General features: G+C 30.2%; 26 protein-coding genes and 1 tRNA gene. 10 read left to right on the top strand and 17 right to left on the bottom strand.

From position 1 onward, the window contains the following. Nucleotides 1–395 precede the first annotated feature (395 nt). Together NEF87_RS01115 and NEF87_RS01110 are read right to left on the bottom strand one after the other, a co-directional pair. A complete protein-coding gene (locus NEF87_RS01115) occupies nt 396–1,448 on the bottom strand; it encodes a hypothetical protein (protein ID WP_457918266.1) in 1,053 nt (350 codons plus the stop codon). A 266-nt stretch (nt 1,449–1,714) separates the two neighbouring features. Beyond that, on the bottom strand, nt 1,715–2,668 hold the full coding sequence (locus NEF87_RS01110) for a hypothetical protein (RefSeq protein ID WP_457918265.1): 954 nt from the start codon (nt 2,666–2,668) through the stop codon (nt 1,715–1,717). A gap of 199 nt (nt 2,669–2,867) precedes the next feature. Between NEF87_RS01110 and NEF87_RS01105 the strand changes: the two genes are divergently transcribed. Further along, on the top strand, nt 2,868–3,827 hold the full coding sequence (locus NEF87_RS01105) for an ATP-binding protein (RefSeq protein ID WP_457918264.1): 960 nt from the start codon (nt 2,868–2,870) through the stop codon (nt 3,825–3,827). 268 nt (nt 3,828–4,095) lie between these two features. Here the strand turns inward: NEF87_RS01105 and NEF87_RS01100 are convergent, their stop codons facing one another. Both NEF87_RS01100 and NEF87_RS01095 read right to left on the bottom strand, forming a co-directional pair. Further along, nucleotides 4,096–4,467: a hypothetical protein gene (locus NEF87_RS01100; RefSeq protein WP_457918263.1), complete on the bottom strand. Its 372-nt coding sequence runs from the start codon at nt 4,465–4,467 to the stop codon at nt 4,096–4,098. Then, on the bottom strand, nt 4,460–4,777 hold the full coding sequence (locus tag NEF87_RS01095) for a hypothetical protein (protein ID WP_457918262.1): 318 nt from the start codon (nt 4,775–4,777) through the stop codon (nt 4,460–4,462). The genes NEF87_RS01100 and NEF87_RS01095 overlap by 8 nt, the downstream gene beginning before the upstream one ends. A gap of 288 nt (nt 4,778–5,065) precedes the next feature. On the opposite strand from NEF87_RS01095, the gene NEF87_RS01090 reads away from it, so the two are divergent. Both NEF87_RS01090 and NEF87_RS01085 read left to right on the top strand, forming a co-directional pair. Beyond that, nucleotides 5,066–5,842: a leucine-rich repeat domain-containing protein gene (locus tag NEF87_RS01090; protein ID WP_457918261.1), complete on the top strand. Its 777-nt coding sequence runs from the start codon at nt 5,066–5,068 to the stop codon at nt 5,840–5,842. Nucleotides 5,843–6,086: 244 nt separating this feature from the next. Further along, nucleotides 6,087–6,992 carry a phospholipase D-like domain-containing protein gene (locus tag NEF87_RS01085; RefSeq protein ID WP_457918260.1) on the top strand — a complete coding sequence of 302 codons (906 nt, stop codon included), beginning with the start codon at nt 6,087–6,089 and terminating at the stop codon, nt 6,990–6,992. Between the two features lie 317 nt (nt 6,993–7,309). Here NEF87_RS01085 and NEF87_RS01080 read toward each other — a convergent pair whose 3' ends face one another. From NEF87_RS01080 to NEF87_RS01065, 4 genes are all read right to left on the bottom strand, one after another. Continuing rightward, the gene (locus NEF87_RS01080; RefSeq protein WP_457918259.1) at nt 7,310–8,233 is read right to left on the bottom strand and encodes a DUF6602 domain-containing protein; all 924 of its coding nucleotides are present in this window, start codon (nt 8,231–8,233) and stop codon (nt 7,310–7,312) included. Nucleotides 8,234–9,452: 1,219 nt separating this feature from the next. Continuing rightward, nucleotides 9,453–9,872: a hypothetical protein gene (locus NEF87_RS01075; protein WP_457918258.1), complete on the bottom strand. Its 420-nt coding sequence runs from the start codon at nt 9,870–9,872 to the stop codon at nt 9,453–9,455. Nucleotides 9,873–9,884: 12 nt separating this feature from the next. After that, complete coding sequence (locus NEF87_RS01070) at nt 9,885–10,283, bottom strand: hypothetical protein (RefSeq protein ID WP_457918257.1); 399 nt, start codon at nt 10,281–10,283, stop codon at nt 9,885–9,887. Between the two features lie 12 nt (nt 10,284–10,295). After that, nucleotides 10,296–10,967, bottom strand: coding sequence for a hypothetical protein (locus tag NEF87_RS01065; RefSeq protein ID WP_457918256.1), 672 nt, complete (start codon nt 10,965–10,967; stop codon nt 10,296–10,298). 129 nt (nt 10,968–11,096) lie between these two features. Between NEF87_RS01065 and NEF87_RS01060 the strand changes: the two genes are divergently transcribed. Beyond that, complete coding sequence (locus NEF87_RS01060) at nt 11,097–11,486, top strand: hypothetical protein (RefSeq protein WP_457918255.1); 390 nt, start codon at nt 11,097–11,099, stop codon at nt 11,484–11,486. 282 nt (nt 11,487–11,768) lie between these two features. Here NEF87_RS01060 and NEF87_RS01055 read toward each other — a convergent pair whose 3' ends face one another. Both NEF87_RS01055 and NEF87_RS01050 read right to left on the bottom strand, forming a co-directional pair. Continuing rightward, on the bottom strand, nt 11,769–12,041 hold the full coding sequence (locus NEF87_RS01055; protein WP_457918254.1) for a hypothetical protein: 273 nt from the start codon (nt 12,039–12,041) through the stop codon (nt 11,769–11,771). 129 nt (nt 12,042–12,170) lie between these two features. Further along, the gene (locus NEF87_RS01050) at nt 12,171–12,839 is read right to left on the bottom strand and encodes a hypothetical protein (RefSeq protein ID WP_457918253.1); all 669 of its coding nucleotides are present in this window, start codon (nt 12,837–12,839) and stop codon (nt 12,171–12,173) included. Between the two features lie 345 nt (nt 12,840–13,184). Between NEF87_RS01050 and NEF87_RS01045 the strand changes: the two genes are divergently transcribed. Beyond that, entirely contained in the window at nt 13,185–13,733 is a 549-nt protein-coding gene (locus NEF87_RS01045) for a hypothetical protein (RefSeq protein ID WP_457918252.1), read from the top strand. Between the two features lie 1,321 nt (nt 13,734–15,054). On the opposite strand, the gene NEF87_RS01040 is transcribed toward NEF87_RS01045, so the two are convergent. The 4 genes from NEF87_RS01040 to NEF87_RS01025 form a co-directional block, all read right to left on the bottom strand. Next, nucleotides 15,055–18,456, bottom strand: a complete 3,402-nt coding sequence (locus NEF87_RS01040; protein ID WP_457918251.1) for a hypothetical protein — start codon at nt 18,454–18,456, stop codon at nt 15,055–15,057. Then, nucleotides 18,457–18,684 (bottom strand): hypothetical protein, encoded by a 228-nt coding sequence (locus NEF87_RS01035; protein ID WP_457918250.1) that lies wholly within the window; start codon nt 18,682–18,684, stop codon nt 18,457–18,459. It abuts the gene before it with no gap. Between the two features lie 115 nt (nt 18,685–18,799). After that, the gene (locus NEF87_RS01030) at nt 18,800–19,096 is read right to left on the bottom strand and encodes a hypothetical protein (protein ID WP_457918249.1); all 297 of its coding nucleotides are present in this window, start codon (nt 19,094–19,096) and stop codon (nt 18,800–18,802) included. Between the two features lie 16 nt (nt 19,097–19,112). Then, nucleotides 19,113–19,295 (bottom strand): hypothetical protein, encoded by a 183-nt coding sequence (locus NEF87_RS01025; protein ID WP_457918248.1) that lies wholly within the window; start codon nt 19,293–19,295, stop codon nt 19,113–19,115. 752 nt (nt 19,296–20,047) lie between these two features. On the opposite strand from NEF87_RS01025, the gene NEF87_RS01020 reads away from it, so the two are divergent. Continuing rightward, on the top strand, nt 20,048–20,227 hold the full coding sequence (locus NEF87_RS01020) for a hypothetical protein (protein WP_457918247.1): 180 nt from the start codon (nt 20,048–20,050) through the stop codon (nt 20,225–20,227). Here NEF87_RS01020 and NEF87_RS01015 read toward each other — a convergent pair. After that, nucleotides 20,216–20,554 carry a hypothetical protein gene (locus NEF87_RS01015; RefSeq protein ID WP_457918246.1) on the bottom strand — a complete coding sequence of 113 codons (339 nt, stop codon included), beginning with the start codon at nt 20,552–20,554 and terminating at the stop codon, nt 20,216–20,218. The genes NEF87_RS01020 and NEF87_RS01015 overlap by 12 nt on opposite strands. Here NEF87_RS01015 and NEF87_RS01010 point away from each other — a divergent pair. From NEF87_RS01010 to NEF87_RS00995, 4 genes are read left to right on the top strand one after another with little or no spacing between them, the layout of a single operon-like run. Further along, nucleotides 20,553–20,717: a hypothetical protein gene (locus tag NEF87_RS01010; RefSeq protein ID WP_457918245.1), complete on the top strand. Its 165-nt coding sequence runs from the start codon at nt 20,553–20,555 to the stop codon at nt 20,715–20,717. The two genes, NEF87_RS01015 and NEF87_RS01010, sit on opposite strands and share 2 nt — an antisense overlap. After that, nucleotides 20,707–21,204: a hypothetical protein gene (locus NEF87_RS01005; protein WP_457918244.1), complete on the top strand. Its 498-nt coding sequence runs from the start codon at nt 20,707–20,709 to the stop codon at nt 21,202–21,204. Before NEF87_RS01010 ends, NEF87_RS01005 begins: the two co-directional genes overlap by 11 nt. Further along, nucleotides 21,201–22,151, top strand: coding sequence for a tyrosine-type recombinase/integrase (locus NEF87_RS01000; protein ID WP_457918243.1), 951 nt, complete (start codon nt 21,201–21,203; stop codon nt 22,149–22,151). The genes NEF87_RS01005 and NEF87_RS01000 overlap by 4 nt, the downstream gene beginning before the upstream one ends. Before the next feature lie 35 nt (nt 22,152–22,186). Beyond that, complete coding sequence (locus NEF87_RS00995) at nt 22,187–23,764, top strand: hypothetical protein (protein WP_457918242.1); 1,578 nt, start codon at nt 22,187–22,189, stop codon at nt 23,762–23,764. A gap of 143 nt (nt 23,765–23,907) precedes the next feature. Here NEF87_RS00995 and NEF87_RS00990 read toward each other — a convergent pair. Continuing rightward, nucleotides 23,908–24,000, bottom strand: a tRNA-Sec gene (locus NEF87_RS00990). An 85-nt stretch (nt 24,001–24,085) separates the two neighbouring features. Beyond that, complete coding sequence (locus tag NEF87_RS00985; RefSeq protein ID WP_457918241.1) at nt 24,086–24,910, bottom strand: aldo/keto reductase; 825 nt, start codon at nt 24,908–24,910, stop codon at nt 24,086–24,088. Nucleotides 24,911–24,955: the final 45 nt, after the last annotated feature.

The raw sequence follows: 24,955 nt of genomic DNA, 5'->3' as shown, positions 1-24,955 counted from the left end.
GCGGCTCTGAGGAGGAGTTGGTCTGAAAGTAAAACGATGGTTTAACTGAAAATAAATAAAAAAGGAAAATTATTATTATTGATTGATTCTAATCCATTTTAATAGGAGTAAATGAATCACAAATGGGATAAGGACTTTTTTGAATATGAATATTTCCTGCATTTTCAATTAAAAAGTCAAATTTCTTGCATAAAAAATCAATTTCATAAGGATAATTTCGATACGAAGTAGGGCAGTTGTATCTTTTCATATGAGCACAATTTCCACACGAATTTAGGTTTTTTATATGCTCTTGATGATAATATCTCTTTTTCATATTCTGATATTGAAAAATTGGAGCATTTACTTTCTTATGTTTGTATTTATTTCGGATAGGATCTAGATGATGTTTCCTTTCAAAGCTGTTTTATTTTAGTGATCATTTTTGATTTCATTTTGTTTTCTATTGTCGAAAGAATTTCTGCGATTTGTTTTGCCAATCTCTCAATTTCATCGATATTTGTAAGTACATCATTAAACGAATGATTCGAGATAATTCGAGTAAAATCATACTTAGTTTCGGAATTTTTCTTTCTTCTAAAGTTTTGATCATCTGGAAAATATCTTTTATAATCTTCGTTCATTACTTCCACAATCATATCCATTATGTTCTTCTTTATTTTTTTCGGATTGAGCTTCAATCCTATCTTAATTTGAAATGGATGAGATTTGGGTTTTATCCGAATCCGATAGTTTAATTGAAAAATATCGTCAGACACAACCCACATTTTTGGAAAAGCACTGCATCCAGACCTTTCTTTTCTTTCGTCAATTTTAAGTTTTTCATCTACTGTCTGATTAAAGATAGGATTAAATGTATTCCAGAATTCTATGATACCTTTTTTCCTGTTTAATACTAGTTTAGCCATTAAAACAAAATTTTCACAATTGATTTTGTCCAATTCTTGAGTAATGTCAACGGGTGAATCTACAAAGGTATCCTTGGTCAAAAAATCAAACATCTTATCCCAAGTTAAAACATTCCATCTTTGTAATATCTTATTATCCCTTTTTCGTATTATTTTTTGCTTTTGAATTAAAAAATCCTCGTCCTCATCCTTCAATTCAATATTATCTTCACTTTTTGCATGCAAGAGGAATATTTTTTGCCAAGACTTGGAAGATCCTTCATACTGTTGCACATGACATTTGGTTAAGGAAAATAATTTGACCTCAATTAGAACAGATTTCACTCCATCAAGCAGAATTGCAATATCAGGTCTACCTTCTTTTATTAAAAATTCCCTTTGAATTGAAATTGATTTATCCCCAATTGGAATCCCAAGATATTTTAGAAAATTTTCTTTTAAGCTTTCTGAACTATTCAATAAAGCGACTAAAAAATTAGACAGATGATTTTCTTTTTTGAAATATATAGCCAGATTTTCAAAAAATGGATTTTTTCCCATATAATTGATATTAGCTTACTCTATAAAAGGATTAACTTCATTTTTCTGATTCAAATCTACTAATCAGTTTGCAGAATATAACAAAAAAATTATTTATAAAATATTAGTAGAGAAATCTTCATGAATTACATGAGTGCAAATATTCCGATTATGTATTGTAAACACAATTCAATGGATGAGATATTAGAACTGTGTGAAGTTAAATGAGTCTATATTTGATATTGATTCTAAAAAATGAAAAAAACTCCACATCATTATTTTTCAATTCATAATTTTCTCTTCAGAAAATTAATTCGTTCGATTAATTTAGTTTTTAATTCTCCAAGTCCTTCACCGTTAGGTAAATATGTAACACATCGGTGGTGTCGAAGATCGAAGGGTATGTGCTCCATATTTTGAGTAATTGGAATTACAAATTTCCCTAATGTATGAGCAATTCCTGCTTCATAAAACACATTTGGATTTTTATTTGTGAAGTCGCAAATTACTATTGAAGAGATATAAATTAATTTGAATATATCTTGAATTAATATTGAGTTTTCCCACATATCATCAACTCTTTTACAGATTATTGATGATTCTGAACATGCCTCCTTAATTGTCAGGTGAACTTGATTAAACTCCATAGAAAACGGCATCATAACACTAACTAAGTTTTCATCTGGATCTTCTACAGGTTTATCAAAAACAGAAGGAATAAATGTAAAAAAGTTAGATTGTCCTACGGAAGCTGTAGAAATTCTTTCTCTCAAATCAACATCTACATTCTCAATGTGTCCATCAGAATTAAGAAAGATCTCTTTTTCATAATACGGGAGGATTTTATTTAGTTCTGTTTGAAATTCAGTCCTTCCTTCATCATAATCAGATTCATGTACATGAAGTCCACAATCTCCAAAATTATGATAATATGAGTCAGTTGGTTTAGAAATATTAATATAAAAGAATTCAATCAAGTTGAAAAGGTTTCCTTCATCTAATGAAAGAAAATCATCCATTTTGCTGAAATCTATTTGTAAATTTAATTCAATATCCAAGTACTCTTTGAAAGTCATTTCTTTATCACCATAAACAACTCCGTTATCTACACAATCATAACCAAATGCTCCTTGAAAATATCCTTTGCGTTCAAACTTTTTAAATAAACCATATATTCTCCGTTTAATCATTTCAAAAGAGATTTGAGGTCGTTCTATACCATGTCTATCTGAATAATACATGGTTACATTTGATTTTAAAAGTAAAAAAAGATTTCCATGATTTCTATCGCCTATATCTTCCCACATTCATTACTATTCCAGCAAAATAAAAGAATTATTTGTGTCTTATCCAAGAATTATAAACACATATTGAGAGGTTGATTATGAAATAATCCCTACATGAAGTAAATAATTTAAATAATTAGATGTAAATAGTATCATGTCTTCACTTCCAAATTTTGACAAATTTGATGAATCTATGTTGAAATCTATTGAAGCAGATCCTGTAAATTTTGAATCGTTTCAAATTGAATACAAATTAGAATTTCATAGCGATGTAAATGAGCTAAGAAGAGATATTATTGCATTCGCAAATGGGAATAAAGAGGGTTATTTATTTTATGGAATTCAAGATTCACCGATTAAGATTATTGGTATTGAACAAACAAAGGTTGATGCAATTAAAACTGTGGTTAATGATGTTTTACCAAAAAAAATTGATCCAATATTGAATCCTTTTCCAATAATAAAACCGATACCTCTTTCTAGTGGAAAATATGTTGTAGCGATTAAAATAGTACCAAAAAAACATGGAATATATGGAATCAGACAAGAGGATAATCCATCAAAACCTAATTTTTTAACTTATGAATTTTGGGTTCGTATAGATGGATCTAAGCGTAGACTGAAGATTGATGATATTGAAGGAATTATTTTAGGTAAGGGTGGTTCAGCAATAAAAAGATTGAATGTGACTCTTCATCCAAAGGCAGTCATATCGCCAGAAATAACTAAAGAAGTCATTATTGCAATTAAAGCAGTAAATATATCACCACGTCCTATTACAATTCAAGAATATGGAATACATTGCGAGGATATGAAATTTAAAGTAATTATTAGGCCTCCAATCACGCTAGGTGATTCGATGAAGGTGTTAGATCCACGAAAAATTATGGCTGAAGCAATGAAATTAGCAGAAAAACCTATGAATTCGTTATGTGATATACTCCCTATGAAATTAGAAGATGGAGATTTATGTTCTGCATTTATAGAGAAGAAAGAATTCCAAAATAATATCAACGCAAAGGGTTATACATTCCCAACCAAAGTTAAAGCTTATTTTGACACAAATGAAGGTATTTTTTACTCAGATTTAATAGAAATTCCAGAATGGGAATAAAATCCAGATTTCATTGATACTTCCCCGATCATACCCCCTTTGATACTCTTTTTTTCACTTAATTTAACTATGTTACTCAAGCTCCCTGTAGACATTACAAAAATTCAATCACCTGAAATAAGAAAATTTCTTCAGAAATTGGAATTGAAGGTATTTTTTGAGATAGATGAAACAGATACAACCTTTAGACTCACAGATGACTATCTTGTGCATGAAAATGCGGAATTGAGCAGTCTTCCGTTAATATTTTCAAAAAAGAATCAAAAAATTACATTTTAGAAATTAATTGTAATTTACGTTTCTCCAATTCAATAATCATAACATCAATTGCATCAATTTTTGAACCTCGAGTTCCCTTCACATAACCTCCAGCTAAAAGTTCCGCTTGACCTCTATACCATGAAATTGTAGGCTCAAATTTCGCTTTAGTTTCTGATTCTTTTGCCTTTGGAGACATGTTTCTTTTCTTATTGGGTTGTTTATCCTTCTTAATTTTTTCTTTCAAAATTGGGTTCTTATTGGATTTTGTGGGATCTTTGAAAGAAGGTTTATTTTTCTCTTCAAGTGCAATATCTTTACTTTTAATAACTCCTTTTTCTTTTATTTTTCGCTGAAAAGCTTCCTCAAAGGTTTCACTCATCAATAATTGCCTCCAATGATGAAATTGCCTTTCTAATGTTCAAATCAATTGAATCAACGAACTCTGGAATATCTAATGAGTTTTTAAATAGCTCAATCATAACACCGATAGAACTTTTAATCTCAGGTGTTAATTCGTTATGAGTAATATTACTTGAACCAATATTATGTTTGGGTTGAGTAAAATCTAAAACAGTGGAATTAGAACACCCGACTTCCTTAACAATTTGTGCTACTGTTAGTCCATCTTTAATCAACTCTTTGATCTTGGTATCACGATCATCTTTCTGTTGTTGTGTCATTTTAACCATATTATTTCACTAATTAATAATAAGTAATATTACTTAATAAATCCAATTATTGTTCTGTTGATGAGTAGTATTACTCATACATTCGAGTAAAAGTTTTTATTATCATTATTCCAACCTAATTTTACTAAAGATAAGAAAAAAGGATTTGAGATGGAACAATATTCACAAAATCTAAAAAAATATACCTATCAATGTCTATTATGTGGGGAAATTTTTCATAAAAAGTCGAAAAAGTGTAAATGTAGGACAGTTTCACTTAAATGGAATCGTTTTTCTATCTTTCATGAAATGATTGGCGTTGAATACTTATTAATCTCCAAGAATAATAAGTGGATATTATTTGAAGAATATCAAAACGCTGATAATTTGTTAAATCCATCAGAAATATATCAGATCAAGCAAAACAGAAAAAAAATAATAATAGATCTAGCAAAAGAAAAGGAGAAGACTTTTGCGAAGCGGAAAGCAAAAATTAAAAACTCGAATAATGAACCTATCCATAATTATTATGGAGAACCCTTGTATGCAAGTCAAATAGAATTCTTAGATAAGATTGAATCAATACTTGGATTCCCAATTCCTAAAAAAACTGTTCTTCGATACAATAGCATTGGTTTTAAATCTTCTAATGGATACATTCTTCATTTAAGCCTATATCGATGTGGATTAGAGGAAATCCCTTCAAGTATCAGAAATTTAACCAAACTTCGGAGTTTATATCTAAGAACAAATAAAATTACCAAAATTCCCGACATCTTATTTTCAATCTCTTCTCTTAGAATACTTTACCTTTTAGATAATCAGATTTCTGAACTTTCTAAAGATATTAATAATCTTAAAAAATTGGAAGAACTGAATTTAGGAATGAATCAACTTAAAAGTCTCCCTGAACAATTGTTAAGTTTGAAAAAGCTCAAATTATTAACGTTATCTTGCAATGAGCTGACATTTTTACCTGTTGAATTACTATTAATGCAATCTGTTGAAAGAATTTATGTAAATGGAAACAAGCTTGAACAATTTTGTCAAGAACAATATTTTAATAATTTTTGGAAAAGAACGTAAACCTTGCGGATTGAGTACTCAAATATTGTGTTTGAGATGATTCCGCGTATTTCCAATGCTTTACTAATGAAGTACTCTACGTTGTATATATGTAGTTAATAAGTTAGAAGTTTTTTTGTACTTAATGAAAATAGATTTCATTTGTGAAATCTATATATCTTTTCTGTAATCAACAATTCTGCATAAATTTTTAAAGATTTTCCATAAATTACTATTTAGAACTAAGTCTAAAAAGTTGATAAAAATGGTTAAAGTAATTACTGAAACAGATGGTGTTACAGCAGAAATTCTGAGTATAATCAAACGGGCAAGAAAAGAATTGATGATTGTAAGCCCATATATTCAATTAGATGGATGGCCTCGCTTGAACGATGCTTTGAAATACGTTTTGAATGATAATGAGAAAAATGAAATTGAAATTACAATTATTACTCGAAACCAACCAAATGGCAATAACAAATCACTCGATGAATTATCGCCATATCTTGACAGATGCAGGGTATATGTGGTTGATGATCTTCATTCTAAAGTTTATTATAACGAAACGACAGCACTTGTCACGTCCATGAATATGTATCAACATTCTGCAGAAAAAAACCATGAAATTGGAGTTTTATTTGAAGAACGTGATAAAGTTTTGGATGTTCGGGAACATATTAAATATTTAATGAGTGCTGGACAGAAAACTGTTAGTGAAAAGAAGAAAAATCTAGAGGAAACAACTTTAGCGAAAAATTCCAAGGAACAATTTTCAATACAGAAATTCATGGTTCTCTCTAAAGGGAATAAATGGATTAAAGTTGAAACAGATGAGGGTTATGAAAATAAAATCTTGATTGCTAATGCACCGGGTTTAAAAGATGGGAGCTGGTATGAAGCTGAAGTTATAAAGAATTGGAATCGTACGAAATACGGTTTGGATGTTGAATACACCCAAATTAAAAACATTCGGAAAATTCAAGGCAATTGTATCATTTGTGGGGAGGAAATCGAACTAGATCCTACCCATCCAATGTGCAAACCATGTTACTTCAAAAATAAAAAATATCGCGGTAGTATTTTTGGGAAACAATGTCATATTTGTGGTACTAAACAAAGTGGCATAACGGATAGTAAACCTCTGTGCAAGGATTGCTATTATGCATTCTAAAGCTTGAATTTGATTATTTTTTTTTCATCAACCATTTATGGTTCATTTTTTGCAAACAATAACAAAAGGTGTACGTGTTGCATTTTCTTCTTACTTGTTGGAAATCAATCTGTTTCATTTTAATAATATCAAAAATGGATTAGTTCTTAAAAAATCTGCAAATAAACAAAAATGATTGTTTTTTCATTATTATCATGAGAAACAATAAGGAGAGATGTCCAAAATTTGTTTAAGGGTATCAATATTGCTGAAAGAATGAAAAATCTCAAGTTTATATGACTTAGAAAGTAAATATTAAAAAATATGGTAAATCAGACTTATTCTGTTCTATTAAATCCAACACCATATAGATTTGAAGGATTTAACAGCCATCGATTACAATGAGTAGATGCACTAAAATTCAATATATCAAGTAGAGAAAAGATAAATGTTGAAAACATATCTCTACGCCATTGAATTCCCGCATAACAATGTAAATCTACTCCATTCACCGTTGAATAATACTTTGTTTTAGATTCATGAACCCCATTATCATAGATTTTTTCATCTCTCCATACAATTTCATCAGAATGTGTTTTGTAATTGTAATAAATTAAAGCACTATCTCGAACATCTCGTTGATGTGATCTCATTATTAAACCAACTTTTATGTAATTTAAATACTGGTCGGGAACTAAATGATAAAGAGCTGCAGCAGGATGTGGTGTATCGTCAGGTACATCAATAAATATCATTCCGGCATGGAAATGTGTTTTAATCGGTGTCGTTGGATAATCAATCTCTAATTGATTATTATTTGAATTTATATACATGTTTAATTTAGAAAGCTTTTCAATTGCCTCTTTAGTTTTTGTGCTGTTGAATTTTCCCTTTACTTCGTAAACTGCGTGTACATATTTAAACGGAATTATTCTTTTAGGATCATCTCCTCTTGAAGAGCTCCATAATACTGGGCTTAAAAATTGATCATATATAATAATATCATATTCTTCCAAATTTTCTTCGTTCCAAAATTTATAATTATCAGAAACCACATATCCTTTCGTCGCAGCAAATCTTTTTGGAAGAAATTCATTTAGCCATTCATTTAACTTTTGTTCTGCTAAAAAACCATAGTCGGTTTGAACTTGTTGATTTTCATGTGCTTTTCTTTCTGTATCAATGGTATTTAAAATTTTTTCCCGATTTTGAATAAATTGCTTCCATCCTTGTGGACCAAATTCTGTCATTTCTTCTTCCATTTTAAAAAAATCAAAGTAAAAAAAACATAAAAGGGTTTCCTACCAATTGAATTGAAAAAAGATATTTTTTGATCATAGGAAGAAAATCTGAAATATCCATTTTTCATTACGAACAATTTTGACATATGAGGTTCTATCAAGATTTATTAGATTAAATATTTTGGCATCCTTGTGAAATTTATGCCGACTTATAAGCCATCTATCCCATTAATATTCCAATTTAGATTTTGGATAAATCATTTCTAAGATTTTTATCTCGCTCAAATTCAATAAAAAAGGAGTAACTATGAGATTATTAAATATACTTCATACAGTCGATTTCATAAAAGGATCAAAATTTCAATTCGACAAAATTGAAAATAGGATAAATTCTCAAAACGGGTTAATTAACTCGAAGTAAATCAAAAAAAGTTTAAATTGGAAAATCTTGATAGAACCTCATATAATTAAAAAAATACTCTTTTAGAGGATCCTTTGAAATTTTCAACATTCGATTCCGATGCCATCACCATAATAAAAATATATGTTACTCCAGATCAATATCAGCAACTCCAAGATATCCTTCCGCTTAATCACCACCTTTTTTCTTACTTATTTTACTTGTGAGTAATTTTTTGTTACTCATTTAGAAGTAATTTTTGAGGGTTATCTTGCATTTGAATTTGGGAATGTCACAAAATAGAATCAGAAGGCTGTAGTGAATTCTAAAGCTATTTTTGTTTATGATTGAACAAAATTAGCTCCTTAGAATTGCTGATAAATCTAATATAATTATTTATAATCTTCTAATTAAAAGGTGCAGTGTGTTAGAACAGACTTTTATTTTCGATTTACTGAATTTTAGCACCCATTTGAATTACTCCGACAAAAGTAAATAAGTGGCGAAGAGTTGAAAATAAGTCAGTATATGAATTTGGATTTTCAAAAAACATCTCGAAATTTTGCGAAGGGGGGTTTACCATCCCTTAGATAAGGCTTTAGAAAAGAAAGAAAAAGAAAAAGAATTAAAATAACAATATTGTAAAAATAAAGAAGAGTATCTTAAAAAAATTTGAAAAGTATCTTAAAAAATACGGGACGGGGGACTCGAGGGGATGTAAAGAGGGAGATACGGGTGATCTGGTTTAAATTCTATCTCAACCTATACCAGATGTTCTAAACTCTTAAAATACGTCAACCTACAGACATTTCTTGCATTTGAAGGAATTTGATAAATTATTCAAACTCCACTGTCTGAATCTATACTTGGTTCAGTGTACATCTTAAAAATTTTAGCTGGACCATCTGCATGTAAAATGAAATGATTTAAGACATCCCTACCAAGTAAAATTAAATCATCATCTCGAACAAAGGCAGACTTAATAGTAATTTCTTTTGCTTTATCAAGAGAAAAACTGAAATAAGAAGCAGGATAAGTTTTTGTTGTATTATTTGAACCTTTAATGTTCAAAGAAGAACTTGGATTAATTTTTTTTGAAAAGAAATCTCCTATATTTTTGGGGACAACTGTAACATCAGCCCCTGTGTCGATTTTGAAATTAAATTTTCGCCAATCATCTTCAAACAATGGAGTTAAAAATCCTTCTCCAAATAAAGCCTCAGGATCCGTATAATATTTCTTACTATATTGCCATTCCATATGAATCCCGCACTATTTCTCGATAGTATACAGGTGAGGTTTTTCTACTTTCATAATAATAAAAACATCGTTGGGTATTTTTGCTTTATATCTTGAATATAATTGATACTCATTTTTACCTTGATCAATTATTTTTTGTTTGTAAATTACTACGAATTTATTATTCAAATTGATGTCTTCAATGAATGAATTAAGATTTTGTTTAAAATAATTAGTTTCTTTTTCCCATTTTGAATATGTTTTGTCATAAGATGTAGTTTGACAAGAGTAAATTAATTTCATTTCAACATCCTCATCTTTCTTGAACCATTGATTCATATCGGTTTTATTACCATATCCTCTATTCAGGACTTTAATTTGATTATCACGAGGATAATTGTCCAAAACTTTACATTCTTCAATTATTTTCATTATTTATTCCTCCTAAATTTGGTTTTCATCATAATAACTTAAAATAATCCAATCATTAAGTGATTGGCGAATATTTTTTTCTTTCCTTAAAGCTCTGTCAATAGTATTTTTTAAATTTACCAAATCCTCGAAATCAAATGCGATGTATTGATTTTTCTCTATTTTATTCTGACGAGTGGTTAATTTTAGCATATGATAAATGACACCTGTTTTAACTGATTCATCAAAATTATCTTGAAAAAGAGGTCTAATATCAGTTAAAATTCTCGTTTTTCTTATTATTTGAGAATGATCTATCATTGTTGCATTTGCTTTAGATGAAATCCCCAGAGTATTATCAAGTTGGATGCTTTCCATGAAAAAATTGATTATATCTGAGTATTTTTCATGTTCTTTAGATATCCCTAGCTCATTAATAGCATCTTCCAAAGAAATTCTAAAATCTCCCAAATTTGTTTTCGATTCTTTAAAAATCCTGTAAATCATTGAAAGGAACATTAACATTTGGGATGGATATTGTAATTCACTTTCTGAGCAATCAATTAGTTCTTGGATCTCCAAAGTGGGAGAAGCCATTTGAATTTGCTCTAAAAATTTCTTCCTATTGCTTTCAGATATTGAGAGCAAATCTTGAATATTTTTTTTGAATGTTTTTGGAATCTGAAATCTGAAAAGTGTTCCCATTATATTATCATTTATTATATGTATAATTCTCAGAAATAAATATTTTTATCTTTTTATTCAAATTGACAATAATTCTGATTATCTGCAAATGATCCAATTCTGGATCCCTAATACAAAAGTGTTAAATAATTGGTCGTGATAATACCAATTGTGGAAAAAAAACTCAGGGATCAAAAAAAGAGAATTGCACTAAAATTACTCGTGGATGGCCATTCAAACGACATTGTGAACGAACAGCTCAAGAAACAATTCCATTCTGGCCTGTCGAATCGAGATTTGAAGAAATTGCGGAATACTATTGTCAAACCTCATGAATCAATGGTTTATATAGGTGCATTTCAAGAGTGTTACCCTCATCTCGCCAATAAGGAAATTCGGGAGAAATTTCGCCAACTCTATTTCGATTTGATTAAATCTGATATTTTGAAATCTATTCCCAATTCGATTCGGGTTGCTGATGGATTTTTGTCGGGATTAGATGACATTCAGGCTATTGCTGAGGGTAAAATTAGAAATTGATGAGTTATCACTCCAATTCAATCTCAACTTAAAAAATAGAAACATATACTAGGTAGAACACAATTATGATTAGTGGTACATGGTAAATCGGGTTTTCTTTTAAGGTCAAAAAAAATTTCTTCAAAAACGAAGCATTTTCAAATTCTATTTCCTTTTTTGTTGCTTTTCGAGTGTTCATAATTAGAGGAATCAAACGAATTGTTCAAAAAGTTTGTTAGGGTGAGAGTTTTTTAGATTGCTAACTGCATTAATCCTGAAATTATTACTAATCATGAGATATAATTAAATATCTTGATTGTTCAAATCAAAAGGAACGAAATTGACATCGGCAGATAATCCTTCATGGAGAATCTGATCCATCAATTTAATCCATTTCTCTTCATCAATCGGCTCAGGGTATGTATTAGGCCAGAATAAATTTTCAACTGTACGCATTCCGAATCTTTCTTTGCCTAAAAAGAAGAGATCCTTCATTTTATTTGCTTTTTTTAATTCTTTAACTCTATTTTGGAGTTTTTCAGAATAATAAGTTTCTTTCTCTGTCTTATTGTTCATGATCTTCAATTATCGCTCTGCCTTAAATATATACGTACTGATAAACTCAATGAATTGGAATACATAACGGCTAAAAGTGAAGGAAAAAAGCATATTTAATACGATTTTATTAGTGGAAATGTTTTTTTACTAATTTTCAATAAAATGAAGCTGTGCATTGCATACAGGACATCTAAATTCACGTACTCGTGTATGAATTGTATAAATAGAAGAGCAAGTGGAACATTCAATCTTACATCCTTTAGGTGCTTTTGTCATTAACACTTGTCCCAAGATTAATCCCCCTAATAAACCAATTGCACTTCCAATTATTGTTCTATCTGAAGAATTATCTTCACTCGAAGTCCCACCAATTAATGCACCGATACCTGTTGTTGCAGCTGAAACAGCCATTACGTTTGAATTATCATAAGATTCAACAATTTGATAAATATATTGTTTCCAATAGTCAGTATAATCAAAAAGAACTAAATGTTTAAATTTTGGAATCACTATATTCAATTTTCGATTAATTTTTTGGGGCACAAATAACCATATTTCCTTTTCTTTACTACTTCCAGATTCCCACGCAATCCAATCCCGAGTGTGTTTTAAATTATCTGTATTCTCGCTCAATAAAATAAAAACTGCATTGCATGAAACAATATCCGTTTCAATTTTGTTTGAATTGATTTTGTGTCCTAGAACTTGATCAAATTCTTCAAATTTTGCTTGTATCTTAGTATTTGCAAAAATTTCATGGAAGAATTGTTTTATTTTCACATCTCGTTGACTATGAGAGATAAAAATTTTCGCCATGCACTATTACTGATATAAAATCATATAAATCCATTTACTGTCTCATTAATCATTTAGATAAAGTAAAGTGGATAACAAAACTAACGATATTTGTCTGAATTTGCATGTGATATTCCAAACATGTGAATCACAAGATTTCATGGAATATGAGAGATGTAATGAAGTAGAAAATGAAAACACATAATTGGAAAATAGAAGCTAGTGGATATTAAAGACTTTGACTTGAAAAATATTGCATGTTTGAAGAAATATCTACAAATTTTCTTTCCATTCGAATAAAATTAGAATTTATTCATTAAATAATTGTATATTCACATATAAATAATCCAAACTAGAAATAAAATCATGTCCAAAAATGTGAGAAAAATAATTATTTCTTTTGTTGATTATATTATATTTGCCGGATTTCTATGGGAACTACTAAAAAAAGAGTCGCAAGAATTTTTTCTCCCGGGTTATGAATCGTTATATCTCGGAATAGGTTTTAGCATCTCAATTTTACTTTCTTTTATGTGCTTCTTTGGAATATACAAAATTGAAAAATCAAATGAGGGTATTTTTTCTTATTTAGAATGGTGTGATAGAGTTTTTGGGATTCTCATTGTCATTCAGTTCTTCTTTGAATTTTATCTTGGTTTATTCGCATTTTTAAGTCTGGAATTAATAATTGCGATTGTATATATTGCTTCGAGTGGCAAAACAAAGAAAAATCTTTCAGGATTAATCATAAATATTGGACTTGTATCAATAATTACAATTTATTTATTTGGTCTCATTTATGCACAGGATTGGATGGATGAATTTGGATATGATCTTTTAATAAAAGGAGGTTTGATTTTTGCATTTGGCTTAATTATTTATTATATTGTACTACGTTTCCACCAAAAAAGGTAGCAAATTACCTGAAAGATAAGAATTTTATTGATTTCAAACTACTATCTCAAATCCAGATAAATTCAATTTTATGCTTGTCTATAAATGAATTAGAATTGAAATTCCTTCATGTTGAAGAAAATGGTTTTGATATAAATGATTTTTTAAAAGACTATTTTGAAATCTTTCTTGAACCATCAGCAATTTTTATTGAGAAATTGAAAGAAACAAAGAAAAATAATAGATATTCCTAAACATCTGAGTATTAAAGGTCATCTTTTCGAATTTACACTGTACTTCCTTCTTTTTTTGGTTATCATTCTAAAAAAGATAATGCGTACCTAATTATTGAAACAAAACATCCATTTTTCAGCCAGCAGGTATTTTTAGCTTAGCAGGAGGGATCACCCTCACAAAAAATTATTTTGGTTTGGTCATCCCAAGAAAAGTGTGAAAGCAAAATAAATTGAACTTATTATCAAAATGGAGTGATTTCACTAAGCAATTCATCCAAATTGAGAATTTATCGCACGAAAATAGGCGAAAAACAACGTGGATTTAAATATTTGTGTTGTCTTTATTACATTATGGAAGCTATTTTAAATTCTGACTTTATTATTATTCCAACTTGCTGTCACTGTTATAATTCTGTGAATGAAGGCGAATATAGGTGTGTGAAATATGCGGTCGAGCTGTTTGTCATGAGTGTGGCACATTAAAAATTGAACCATTTCAAAACGTTTGTACTTGGTGTCACAATGCTGTTACTCTCATTTTAGCCAAGAAGAAGGATGAAATTATGAAGGAAAGTCTTTCATTGAACGTTAAAAGAGATATGAATTGAGTTTAACCATTTTCTTTCTCATTGATTGCTTGATAAAATATCACAGTCATTAGAGTGACAAACGTACCCTACTTGTTTCTATATAAAGCACTCCCAATACCCTGCATTTTTGTTTAAAAAGGACTACGGTAGTAAGTGAGAGTTAATGAGTTATGTTGTGTGGTATTGGATAAAGAGAAGAAAAACAGTAGGGTTCTACTAAAGTCATTTTCTATACGTGTAGAAAAAACATGGTAGAAACAACCCACACCCATAATATATATGGCTATAAAATAGATATTGACAAGCACTACCCTACTTTTTTTTTCTTTTTTTGTCCTCAACGGAACTAAAACAAGCATATATTCAATTTGGCACGTTAGGGATTTATAAAGGAAGATGTTAGGGTAGTTTTTCATCTCTACGATAATTTCCCTCTGTGTATAAAAAACACTTTTTTTCGACATTGTTTGATAGAGCTTCTAATCAGTACCCTACAAAGATAAAAAATGTAAAAAATTAGGCTCGGACAATTAAAAATTGTCCGTTTTCCTTCATATTGGTTATCTTAAATTGTTTGATCTGAGCTTGGGATAATATTTTTAAGTAATTTAATATTTCGCTTTGTTTGATTGAATTTACTCTAATTTCCTTTGCAATCTCTTTGGCTGAGATAGTGAATTTGCTTTTCGCTTTTAGTTTTTCAATAATATTTTGGACAATTCCTGTGTAAATCTCACGATCTTCAAAATAATAAAGGGTTTTCTTTTTGGTTTTGAACACTCTAAATCCATATTCTTTGTATAAATATGCTTTTCGTTCATTCAATGCTCTTCCAAAAGCTTGAGCTGATTTGTAGTGATAATCACTAGGAAAATGTTTCTGACAGAGTTCATGTAATATTGTTGCTGAGAAATACATTTTTTTTTCAAGATTTTTTGGTTCAGGAATAATGAATGATTTTCCATTGCAATGTTTTTCCCATTCACCTTTAAGATTTTGAAAAATTGTATCTAATGGGGTACCTTGATTTCCGATCTCTTGTTGTTCCTTCGCTAAAGCCCTCATAGTATTTTTCACAAATTTCTCATCTTTTTCAAAAATATCCCCACAGATTTCCATGAACCGGGCAAACTCAGCGATTCTTAAAGGATATTTCTTAATTTCAGAGTTATTAGTGCTTTGTAGTTTTCTTATAATTTGATTGAACACCACAAATAATTCGCTCCAAATCTCATTAAGAATAGCTGGCTCTTCAAATACTTTCTTAAATACATCTCTTTGTATAACTTCGAATTCGCCAATAGAGTTTTGAAATGAATCAAGTTTGAACATTACAAATCGATTCAAATTGTCTGCTCGCAAAAAACGGGGCGTTCGTGCGTCAAATATGATCCAAGTCTTTGGTTTGAGAATACTTGATTTTTTTGTGGTATGTAATTCCCTAAGGGGAGTATTTCCACTTCCTGTTATTGTTGAAGCGATAATATCATCAAATTCATTATTATAATTTGTATCTACATTCTCAAAATTTGCCAATTCAAAATGATTCAACGTGGTTCGAAAATCTCGCTGATCTTTGGTAAGTGAAAATGGTTCTTCATTGGTGTAAAATAAGCTAAAATAGGAGTGAGCTAAAGTTTTTCCTGATCCTGTATCTCCAATAAAAAGAGCACCTGCACGTTCTGAGAAAAGCTCTCTAAACATAATCCCAATAAAATAAACATCGTAAAGAAATGCCTTTTGTTCAATAGATAGTTCGGTCTCACTAAAATTGATTCGACATGAAGTCATACGTTGAAATAGATACTTTCCATCACGTAATTTCCCATAAAAAATCCTTTTTTCATCAATTTCATCTACTAATTCTATAGGATTATTACGGAATGCAGATCTGAAAAACACTCCATCTTCCCCATTATCAATTTTGACTATCTGATTGCCATCAAGTCGAAAGATTTGATTTACTCCGTCAAAGATATAGAGTTGTTTTCTCAGCTTATCATAATGGGATTGTTGATATGTTTGAACTTTTTCTCCCATCTTCAGACAATAGTTCACCAGTTCTTGAATTATTACGTTTCCTTCCCTATTTTTATGATTTATCCCCCATTTTGAGATATAGGCTAAAAATTCAGCATGTTCTTTTTTAACCCCGATCTCTAACACATCCTTCTCTTTATTCCGAAAGAAATAAGGTGTGTTTTCTATATCATAAATAAACCGTCCATTTTCCAATAACACATCTTTAAAAGCATGTGCAAATATGTTATTTCGGGTATCTACCGAAATTCTATTAGAGTTTTGAGTTTGATTTCGTAAACGAGCGGTGATCTCTTGGAATTTTTTACATCCATCCACAATTTCAATGAAGGAAAAGGATTCAAATTCCTTTCCTACTTTTTCTCTGTGAATCCCTTTAAGAGAGCATTTCTCTAGTTTAAAAGCTTGGTCGAATTTATTCCGATCATCTCCTTTGTCAAATTTTACAGTTAATTCTTCTTTTGATTTATAGTAAACCTCCTTAGCCCTATCATTTAGTTCGTTTTGTTTTTTTGTAAATAAGGATACATATTTATCGAATTCTTTACTAGTTAACTCAATTTTTTCCTTCAGCTTTTTCTTAAGTTTAATTCTATCTGCTGTTGTATCTGCTAAATGGATTAATTCTAAAATTTGGGAATCAGTAAAATTCTCAGGTTCAAGTGTTTCAAGTATTTTACTTATTTGTGTCTGTGCTTTTTTGATTAGGTACTCTGAAAATATTTCAGAATAATGCTCTTTAGTTGGTCTTTTTTCCCAATTATCAGATTTTTCTTGTGAATTAAGATTATTTTCTGTTTCTGACCGTTTAAAACTACCTTGGTTCAGTTCAAGAAAGGAAATGATTTCTTCTTGTATCATTTCACAATTTAGACATTCCCGGAAGAGAGCTGAAAATATCTTAAATTTTTCGAGTTTAAGATCTTCAATAGCGACTGTTCCTTCTAATATATCCTTAAACCCTTCTCGAATCTTCATAGGAATCTCGCTTGAATCGGAATTTATTGAATTTGGCGAAGAAGTTTTCTTTTTCAATTTACTTACCCGTTTCCGATTTTGAGCTTTATTCAGATTTTCAAATGGATCGTATAATTCTTTTGGGAGGAATAGTCCTGTGATTTCACTAAATTCCTGCAAGGTTATTTCCATTGGAAGATTTGCATTCACGATTTTATATTCTTTTAACCCATGTTCTACAAATTTTGTTCCTGAAGCAAAAATTTTGCCTCCTTTTCCTCTAATATCAACTGCTTGCAACCCTAGTTTCTGAGTTAATTCGGTATGATCTTCAAGCGATTTTTCTTGAGTATTTGCAGGAGTGATATCTATCTTTTTTCCATCCCTCTCAAAATACGGCTCTTTTAAATAATATCCTTTGTGAAATCCTCCAGTAGGAGTTGCTTGTGTGAAAGTATCAGCATATTCTCCTAAAGCTTTATCTAATGCTTCCAGATTAAACGTGACTTCTTCATTTTTTGGCACATCGTAATCCAAAAATACCAAAGATCGTCCTTGATATTCAGGTTGAGTTCCACAAGAAATAAATCCATTTTTGCTGACAGGAACAGTTCTAAATTGTAATCTATCGTCGGAAAAACTCGCACATGTCATAATTCGCCAAATTTTTAATTGTCGGCTAAATCGAATCCACTTTCGGTCTTCATAGGGGATTTCTTTTAAGTATTCTTTGTGATGTAAGCAAATATCACCAAAATTTGTTTTTGGATTGTATTTCTCAAAGAATTCTTTGTATTTTTCTCTTAAAGTGTCTTCTTTTTTATAGATTGATCCATTTAAACCAACTACAAAATTAAGATGGGGTGTATTTTTCTTCTTAAACGGATTCGAAGTGTTGATCGCTTGATTTTCGGATTTCATTTAATTCATTCCTCCAATGACGATAGCAACAAAAAACGGTACAAATGAGGTGTGCGATACTTTATTAGCCCATGCTAATTTAAAATAATTAGCAGATGCGTTTTTGTGTTGAATAAAATGAAAAGTTGCGTATTTGTTAGCAAAGAAGAGGAGCCGTGAACTTCCCTTCTTTGCGTTCGGCTTTTGAGTTAATTCTTGCGTATTTTTTATTGTTTCTTGTTGTATCATTGTGATCACTTAGTATATTTAGGTGCTCAAAAAGAGAAAGTGTGTGATTAGAAACGATCATCAACATCGCATATGAGCTATTGATAGCTCAATAACAAATATTTTTAAGGAAGAATTAAGTAAATATACTTACTGATTCTTTCTTTGTGATCATTCGTCCCATTCTCAGGGCTGGAGACCTTGAGAATGCTTCTTTTTCTTTTTGACTTATTCGTGCAAAAAACGCAGTATTTGGAGTTATAATATTCAAAAAATAGACTAGTTTTTTTTGGATTGGAAGAAGTTGAAACTCATGAACATCCGTTTTTTCTCCTAAATCCCAAATTGCATCCACTCGTTTGAAAGATTGCTCAGAGATTATCTTGGGAGGTTGAGTGAATTTGTGTTTTAAGGTTGATTTTTGGGTGTTCATGAGTTTTTTCCCCTATTTAAATTCGAAGCAGGTCGTTAGCTTTTTCTAATGCTGATTCAAATCGCCTTTTGCGAATTTCTCTGGTAAGTTGGTTATTCTCCCTCAATAATATTTCAATGTAGGGAGTTAGAGTATATCCTAATTCTCTTGTTTCTTGAGCAATACGTCGATTTATTCGCACATGAGTTAGAGTTTCCATATTTACACCACTGTGAGTTTAGTACCCATTTTGAACACTATGATACTCAAACAATATCTTCCTTATAAAGTAACGGCACAGTACAGTTTTTTAGAAAAGAATCGGATGAATTCTAAGTAATTTATAGGCATATTGGAAAAATTGAACTCATTCTAAAAGATTGTAGTAGCCCATTATGAAGTTGTAAAAATCAATGAATTGAGATAAAGACCTTAAAAAAATATTAGTCGGACCTCAAATAGATTTCATCCTTCTTCTGTTGAAATTGAAGTCAGTATTCATTAAATATATAAACCTATGGATTATAAATTGATCAATAGGTTTATATATGATTTTTTTAACTCTACCTATCCTACATGGCCATTTTTTGTCGACAAATTTGAAAATTTTGTTCAATTCTGGCTTAGTTTACTGCGAATAGAACCGTTTGAGAAAATTGAAGGATTTTAAATCAGAAAATATCACCTATTTTTATATGTCGGTTATTTTTAGACTAATAATTAGTCCCTATTTTTAGATTCTTTTTTAAAATGTTTATGGATATTCATAAACACCTAAAATTTCACGTAATTTTATGGATCTAAAATATTTGTTAGTGGATTAATCAAGTGATATTGTTATCTCACAATTAGAGCCTTTTAATACTAAATTATTCTTATTTAATATTATACTATAGAAGTTCATTTGCATAACTTTCATATTTATTATGTGTCTTTGAACTTCGCTAAGAAATACTAACACAGGGAAAAAATATGGCACTCGACACACAAGAAAAAACCGCAAATGATGATCCAATTGAAGATTCTGAATTAGATATGTATTATAAACAGTATGTAAAATTAAAGCAAGATATTTTAAAATTGCAACAAGAAGTTAAAGAAAGGTTAAAAAAACTTGGTTTGGATTCACTTATTAAAATTTTAGGATATTGAATCAAGTTGGTCTCTAACTGTTTCCCAATTCGCTTTTTTTTCCTCCATTTCCTTTATCATTTCTTGAAGAAGTTCTTTTGCTTTGTTTTTAATGACTTCATGAATCATAGTCGTAGCAGAATCGTTCAAAGTGGTGTGAGTTTTAATATACGCATCAAATGTATTCCAAATTTTAATAGGAATCTTCATAGATTTATAATCGACCATATTTGTAGTAACAATCGAGTAATCATAAGTTTTATTGTTATCCCTAAGGTAGAATATTTGTCCACTATTATAGTAACTTTTTAACCTCACACTTCTTATAGAGTAAGTAGAGACTAACATGAAAAAAATCACACTAAAACTAAGTGAAGATCTCTTAGAAAACGTTCGGGATGTATTCAAACAACACAAACCGCATCGCAAAGCTGATTACTTCTCGGATGTTGTGCGAGAAGTCTTATACGAATTCCTCGAAAACCACGGAGAAGAAAATAATGGCAACTAAAATTGATGAAAGCAAGAGAAATACTGAATATCATTATCCTTCTCTTGTGAAGGATGATTTCATCGGTATCAAAATCTCAAAAGGAAAAAAAGCCCAAATCAAGGCGAAAGCTCTTGAGCACAACCAAAATATTTCTGAATTCATAATGTTTTGCGTTGATAATGTCATCTACAATCGAACACAATCAAATGGTAAGTCTTCAAACGTTTTAACAGAATTAGGGAAAATTTCTGAATTGGTTTCAAAATTGGAAGATAAAGAATTTAGCATGAGTATGTTAATGCAAAATCTTTCAAATAAGCCTAGTGAAACCAATATTTCATTAGAAGAACAAATCCTTTCTAATCTTGGTGAAAAACGTTTGTTTTTAAACCAAATTGCAACCTATTGTAATGAAAGTCCTGCAAAAGTTTTAGAATCTTTAGTGACATTACAAAAAACGGGCAAAATCGAGCAATCTGCTCGAAAGAGGTGGTATCGCAAATGAATGTAAATCTAGGAAAAGTGTTTCCAAAAACACCTCATGTTGTCTTACCGAAAGATCAGGTAAAATTTGAGGAATTTATCGTATCTAAACGATCCCCTGCAACAAAGAAAAATATAAGTCAGAATTGCTATTACGGGTTTAAATATTTCCAAGAAAACTTTCCTGAAGTCAATTCAGTATTAGAAATAACTCCCGATCAATTCAAAACGTTTTTCAAGCATTTAGAATCTCGAATTTTGCGAGATAAAGTGAAAATCAAATACAGAATGAATTTAAGTGCTTTCATTAAATATCTCTTAGGCGAATCACGAGCTTATAAAAAACAAGTTGATTATGATTACAGTTATATCTTCTCAAACGATTTTTTCAAATTTACGGATACTGCTGGAAAAGTCGAACGAGATGCTCTTTCATTTCAAGACATTTTTGAGATTGAGGATTTTTATCAGAATCGATCCATGCGAGATTATGTACTAGTTTCTATGTTAGCTTATTCAGGATGTCGTGTTGGTGGTTTATGTGCGATAAAAATTAAAAATATAGACATGAAGAATCGTACGTTTCAAACACAAGAGAAACCGACAGAAGGATCAACCGGATGGAATCGGTATTTCTTCCCTCGCAAATTCAAAGTGCACTTGGAATCATATCTAGTGCAATTACAGTTCGAGAACCCTGATCAAGAATTTCTCTTTCCTATTGAAACTAAAACGGTAAGAAAAATACTCTCTGATTACCCGAAACGCCACGTAAATCCCCACTTGTTCCGAGATGCAATTAATAGCCATTGGGTTGAAAACGGGTTGCTAGATACAGGTATTCGCTCAATTCTATTGAATCAAACACCATCTGGGGTGAATGCCCAAAGATATCTTAAACGATATACGCAGAATGATAAATCAGGGAAAGAAAGATTAAAGCTTTATGATCAATTTTTCCCTTATTAGGAAAAGCTTAATTAGAAATAAATATCTCTTTTTTTATGCTTAATCGAATCTTAGTAAAAATAAGAGGTATTCATCTTAATTTCCCAATAAAAATTGAATTAGATGCATTTGAAAAATTTATTTTAGCTCCTGAAGAAAATATCCGAATGAAATCATATTATGATTCTCATCCAGTTTCTGAAAATGTGTTAGATAGATTTAAGATGGACGTAAATTCTAACATTTGGTTATATTTAGATGTTGATCTTCCTGAAGAAATAAAAATAATTGATGAGGTCTATGCTTTATTATCACCATTTACCGAATTATGTTTATTATTAATGAATTATCGTATTCAAATTACCAATTGTTTTCATTTCAATTCAAGAAACAATGTAGTAAGAATTTTAGAAAGTTATCCTTCTCAAATTGAATTTTACAAACCTTATGCTCGAATCCCATATTTAATAGGTACACCTCAATTATTTCGGTTTTGTATTTCCCAATTATGGAATTTATTTTTTCAGAATAATGATTACTCATCTCGCTTGAGAATTTTGATTCAAAGTTTTAATCAAAATACTATCGATCAAAGTATAGGTTTAGGTTGGTTATCTTTAGAACATATTACAAGCACCTATTTCAAGAATAAACAACAAAACACTTTGATAAGTGAGAAAAAATTAGAAAAGCTAAAAAAAAAAATTCATAGATATCTAAAAAAAAATCTAAAAACTAACAACAAAGGTTTAGTTAAAATTCAAGAAATTACCAAGGCAATCAGGAGTAATATTAAAAACTGGGAAAAAAAGAAATTGATCACAATTTCTAAAGAAAAAAAGAATAAGTTAACAGAAAAAGTAGAAAGAATGATAAGAACGCAGGATATTATTTATAAAGAGTATTCGCCGAGAAAAATATCAGAAATAATATGTAAAGAATTATGGAAATTCCCAAGAATAAAGGATCAAATAAAACTTATGTGTTCTGAATTAGATGAAATAAATTATGATGAAGAATTAATTGATTTTATGCATTCTACTCGGAATAATTTATTTCATAAAGGATTATCGATTGATGAAATTATAAAAGGATCTCGTAAATTACATGATGTTCAAGATATTATTAATAAATATACTGAATTTAAAGAATGGTTATTAAAATTATATTTCAAACTAATTCATCTTGATGACTTTTTTGATATGGATAAATATGGGCGATTATCTTTAAATAAAGAAAAAAATGAAGAATATAATCATTCGATTAGAGCTTTTATTTCTGCTCCTTACCAATATATAAGAGATTCATTTCCTCTCTTTCCTCCTAATTTATTAGCAAAAATTTCAATTTCAACAATAGATTTTGATAAGGATTATGAAGGAAAAATTATAATCGGATTGAAAGAGTTTTCAATTAGCCTAAAATTCTTAGGAACACAATTTGCTTTTAGTATATCGATGATGACATCCATAATTCCTACAAAAACAGAGTTGTCCCAATTTACAGGAAAAATAATTATTATAATTCAAGATATGGATTGGGAAATTACTCTGAAAAAAAGCTCAGCTTTTAAAATTTATAATCAAAATATTTATCATGGATCGTGTTTGGAAATAGAGATTAATAAAAATTAGAGTTAGTTCTAAAATGAAATATGAAATCCAAATTTTGTAAAGAATTTGCTTTCTATAATTATAGTTATCACATTTTCTTTGTGTTTAAACCATCGTTAAACTATCGTTTAACCTTCAAAGGTTTAACCATAGTTAAACTTTTGTGGCGGCTCTGAGGGGGAATCGAACCCCCAATCGGGTGAGGATAGACCGGATTTGAAGTCCGGCGCCAGGGACCACCCCGGCCGCTCGGAGCCATGGATATATAGTAAATAATAAAAAATCATGATAGGCAAAAAACTTGATGGTTCACATCCATGGGCGCCGATCGCTTTTCAAGTCTTACAAAACTGTGCTGGGATCCCAATCAGTATGTAAGTTTTCATGCAATTGATCTAAACGGAGCATATCGGACGATGATAATTCGAAATCAAACAGAGTAATATTTTCTTCGAGATGTTTTTTGGAGGAGGCTTTTGGAATCACGCTGGTATTATGTTGCAAGCTCCATTTAAGCAGAACTTGGGCTTCTGTTTTCTGATAGGATTGGGCAACAGATTGAATACCAGAATCATAAATGCGATTGCCATGGGTTAAAGGGGAATAACACTGTAGAAGAATATCATGATTTTTACAATAGGTAAGAAGTTCAGGAAGAAATAAAAAAGGGCTAAATTCCACTTGATTCACCATGGGGGGAATGAAAGCATAACTTAAAAGCTCTTCAATATGGGGAATATAATAATTGCTCACCCCAATTGCGCGGCATTTTTCATCAGAGTATAATTTTTCTAAGGCACGCCATGTATCTTTTCGTTTCCCTGGTACTGGCCAATGTATTAAGTATAAATCAACATATTCCAAGTTTAATTGCTTAAGACTTATCTCAAAAGCTCGCAAGGTTGAAGCATACCCTTGATCCGAGTTCCAAACTTTAGTAGTAATGAAAAATTCTTGCCGTGATAATCCTGACTCAGCAAGACATTGCCCCAATTCTTGCTCATTGCCATATAAAGTTGCAGTATCAAACAATCGATAACCTAATTTAATTGCTTGCTTCATTGTGAGTTTGCCCAATGTCCCTGAAAGCATGTATGTACCTAAGCCAACCCGAGGCATGGATATTCCATTGTTAAGGGTGAAAGTGGGTGTCAGGGGTGGAATCATAGTTAATCATTTTATTTATTAGTTTTCTTCTTTATTCAAACGGTA

The organism is Candidatus Lokiarchaeum ossiferum (assembly GCA_025839675.1).
Classification (GTDB): domain Archaea; phylum Asgardarchaeota; class Lokiarchaeia; order Sigyniarchaeales; family Promethearchaeaceae; genus Lokiarchaeum; species Lokiarchaeum ossiferum.
This window is presented reverse-complemented; position numbering and strand designations above follow the sequence as displayed.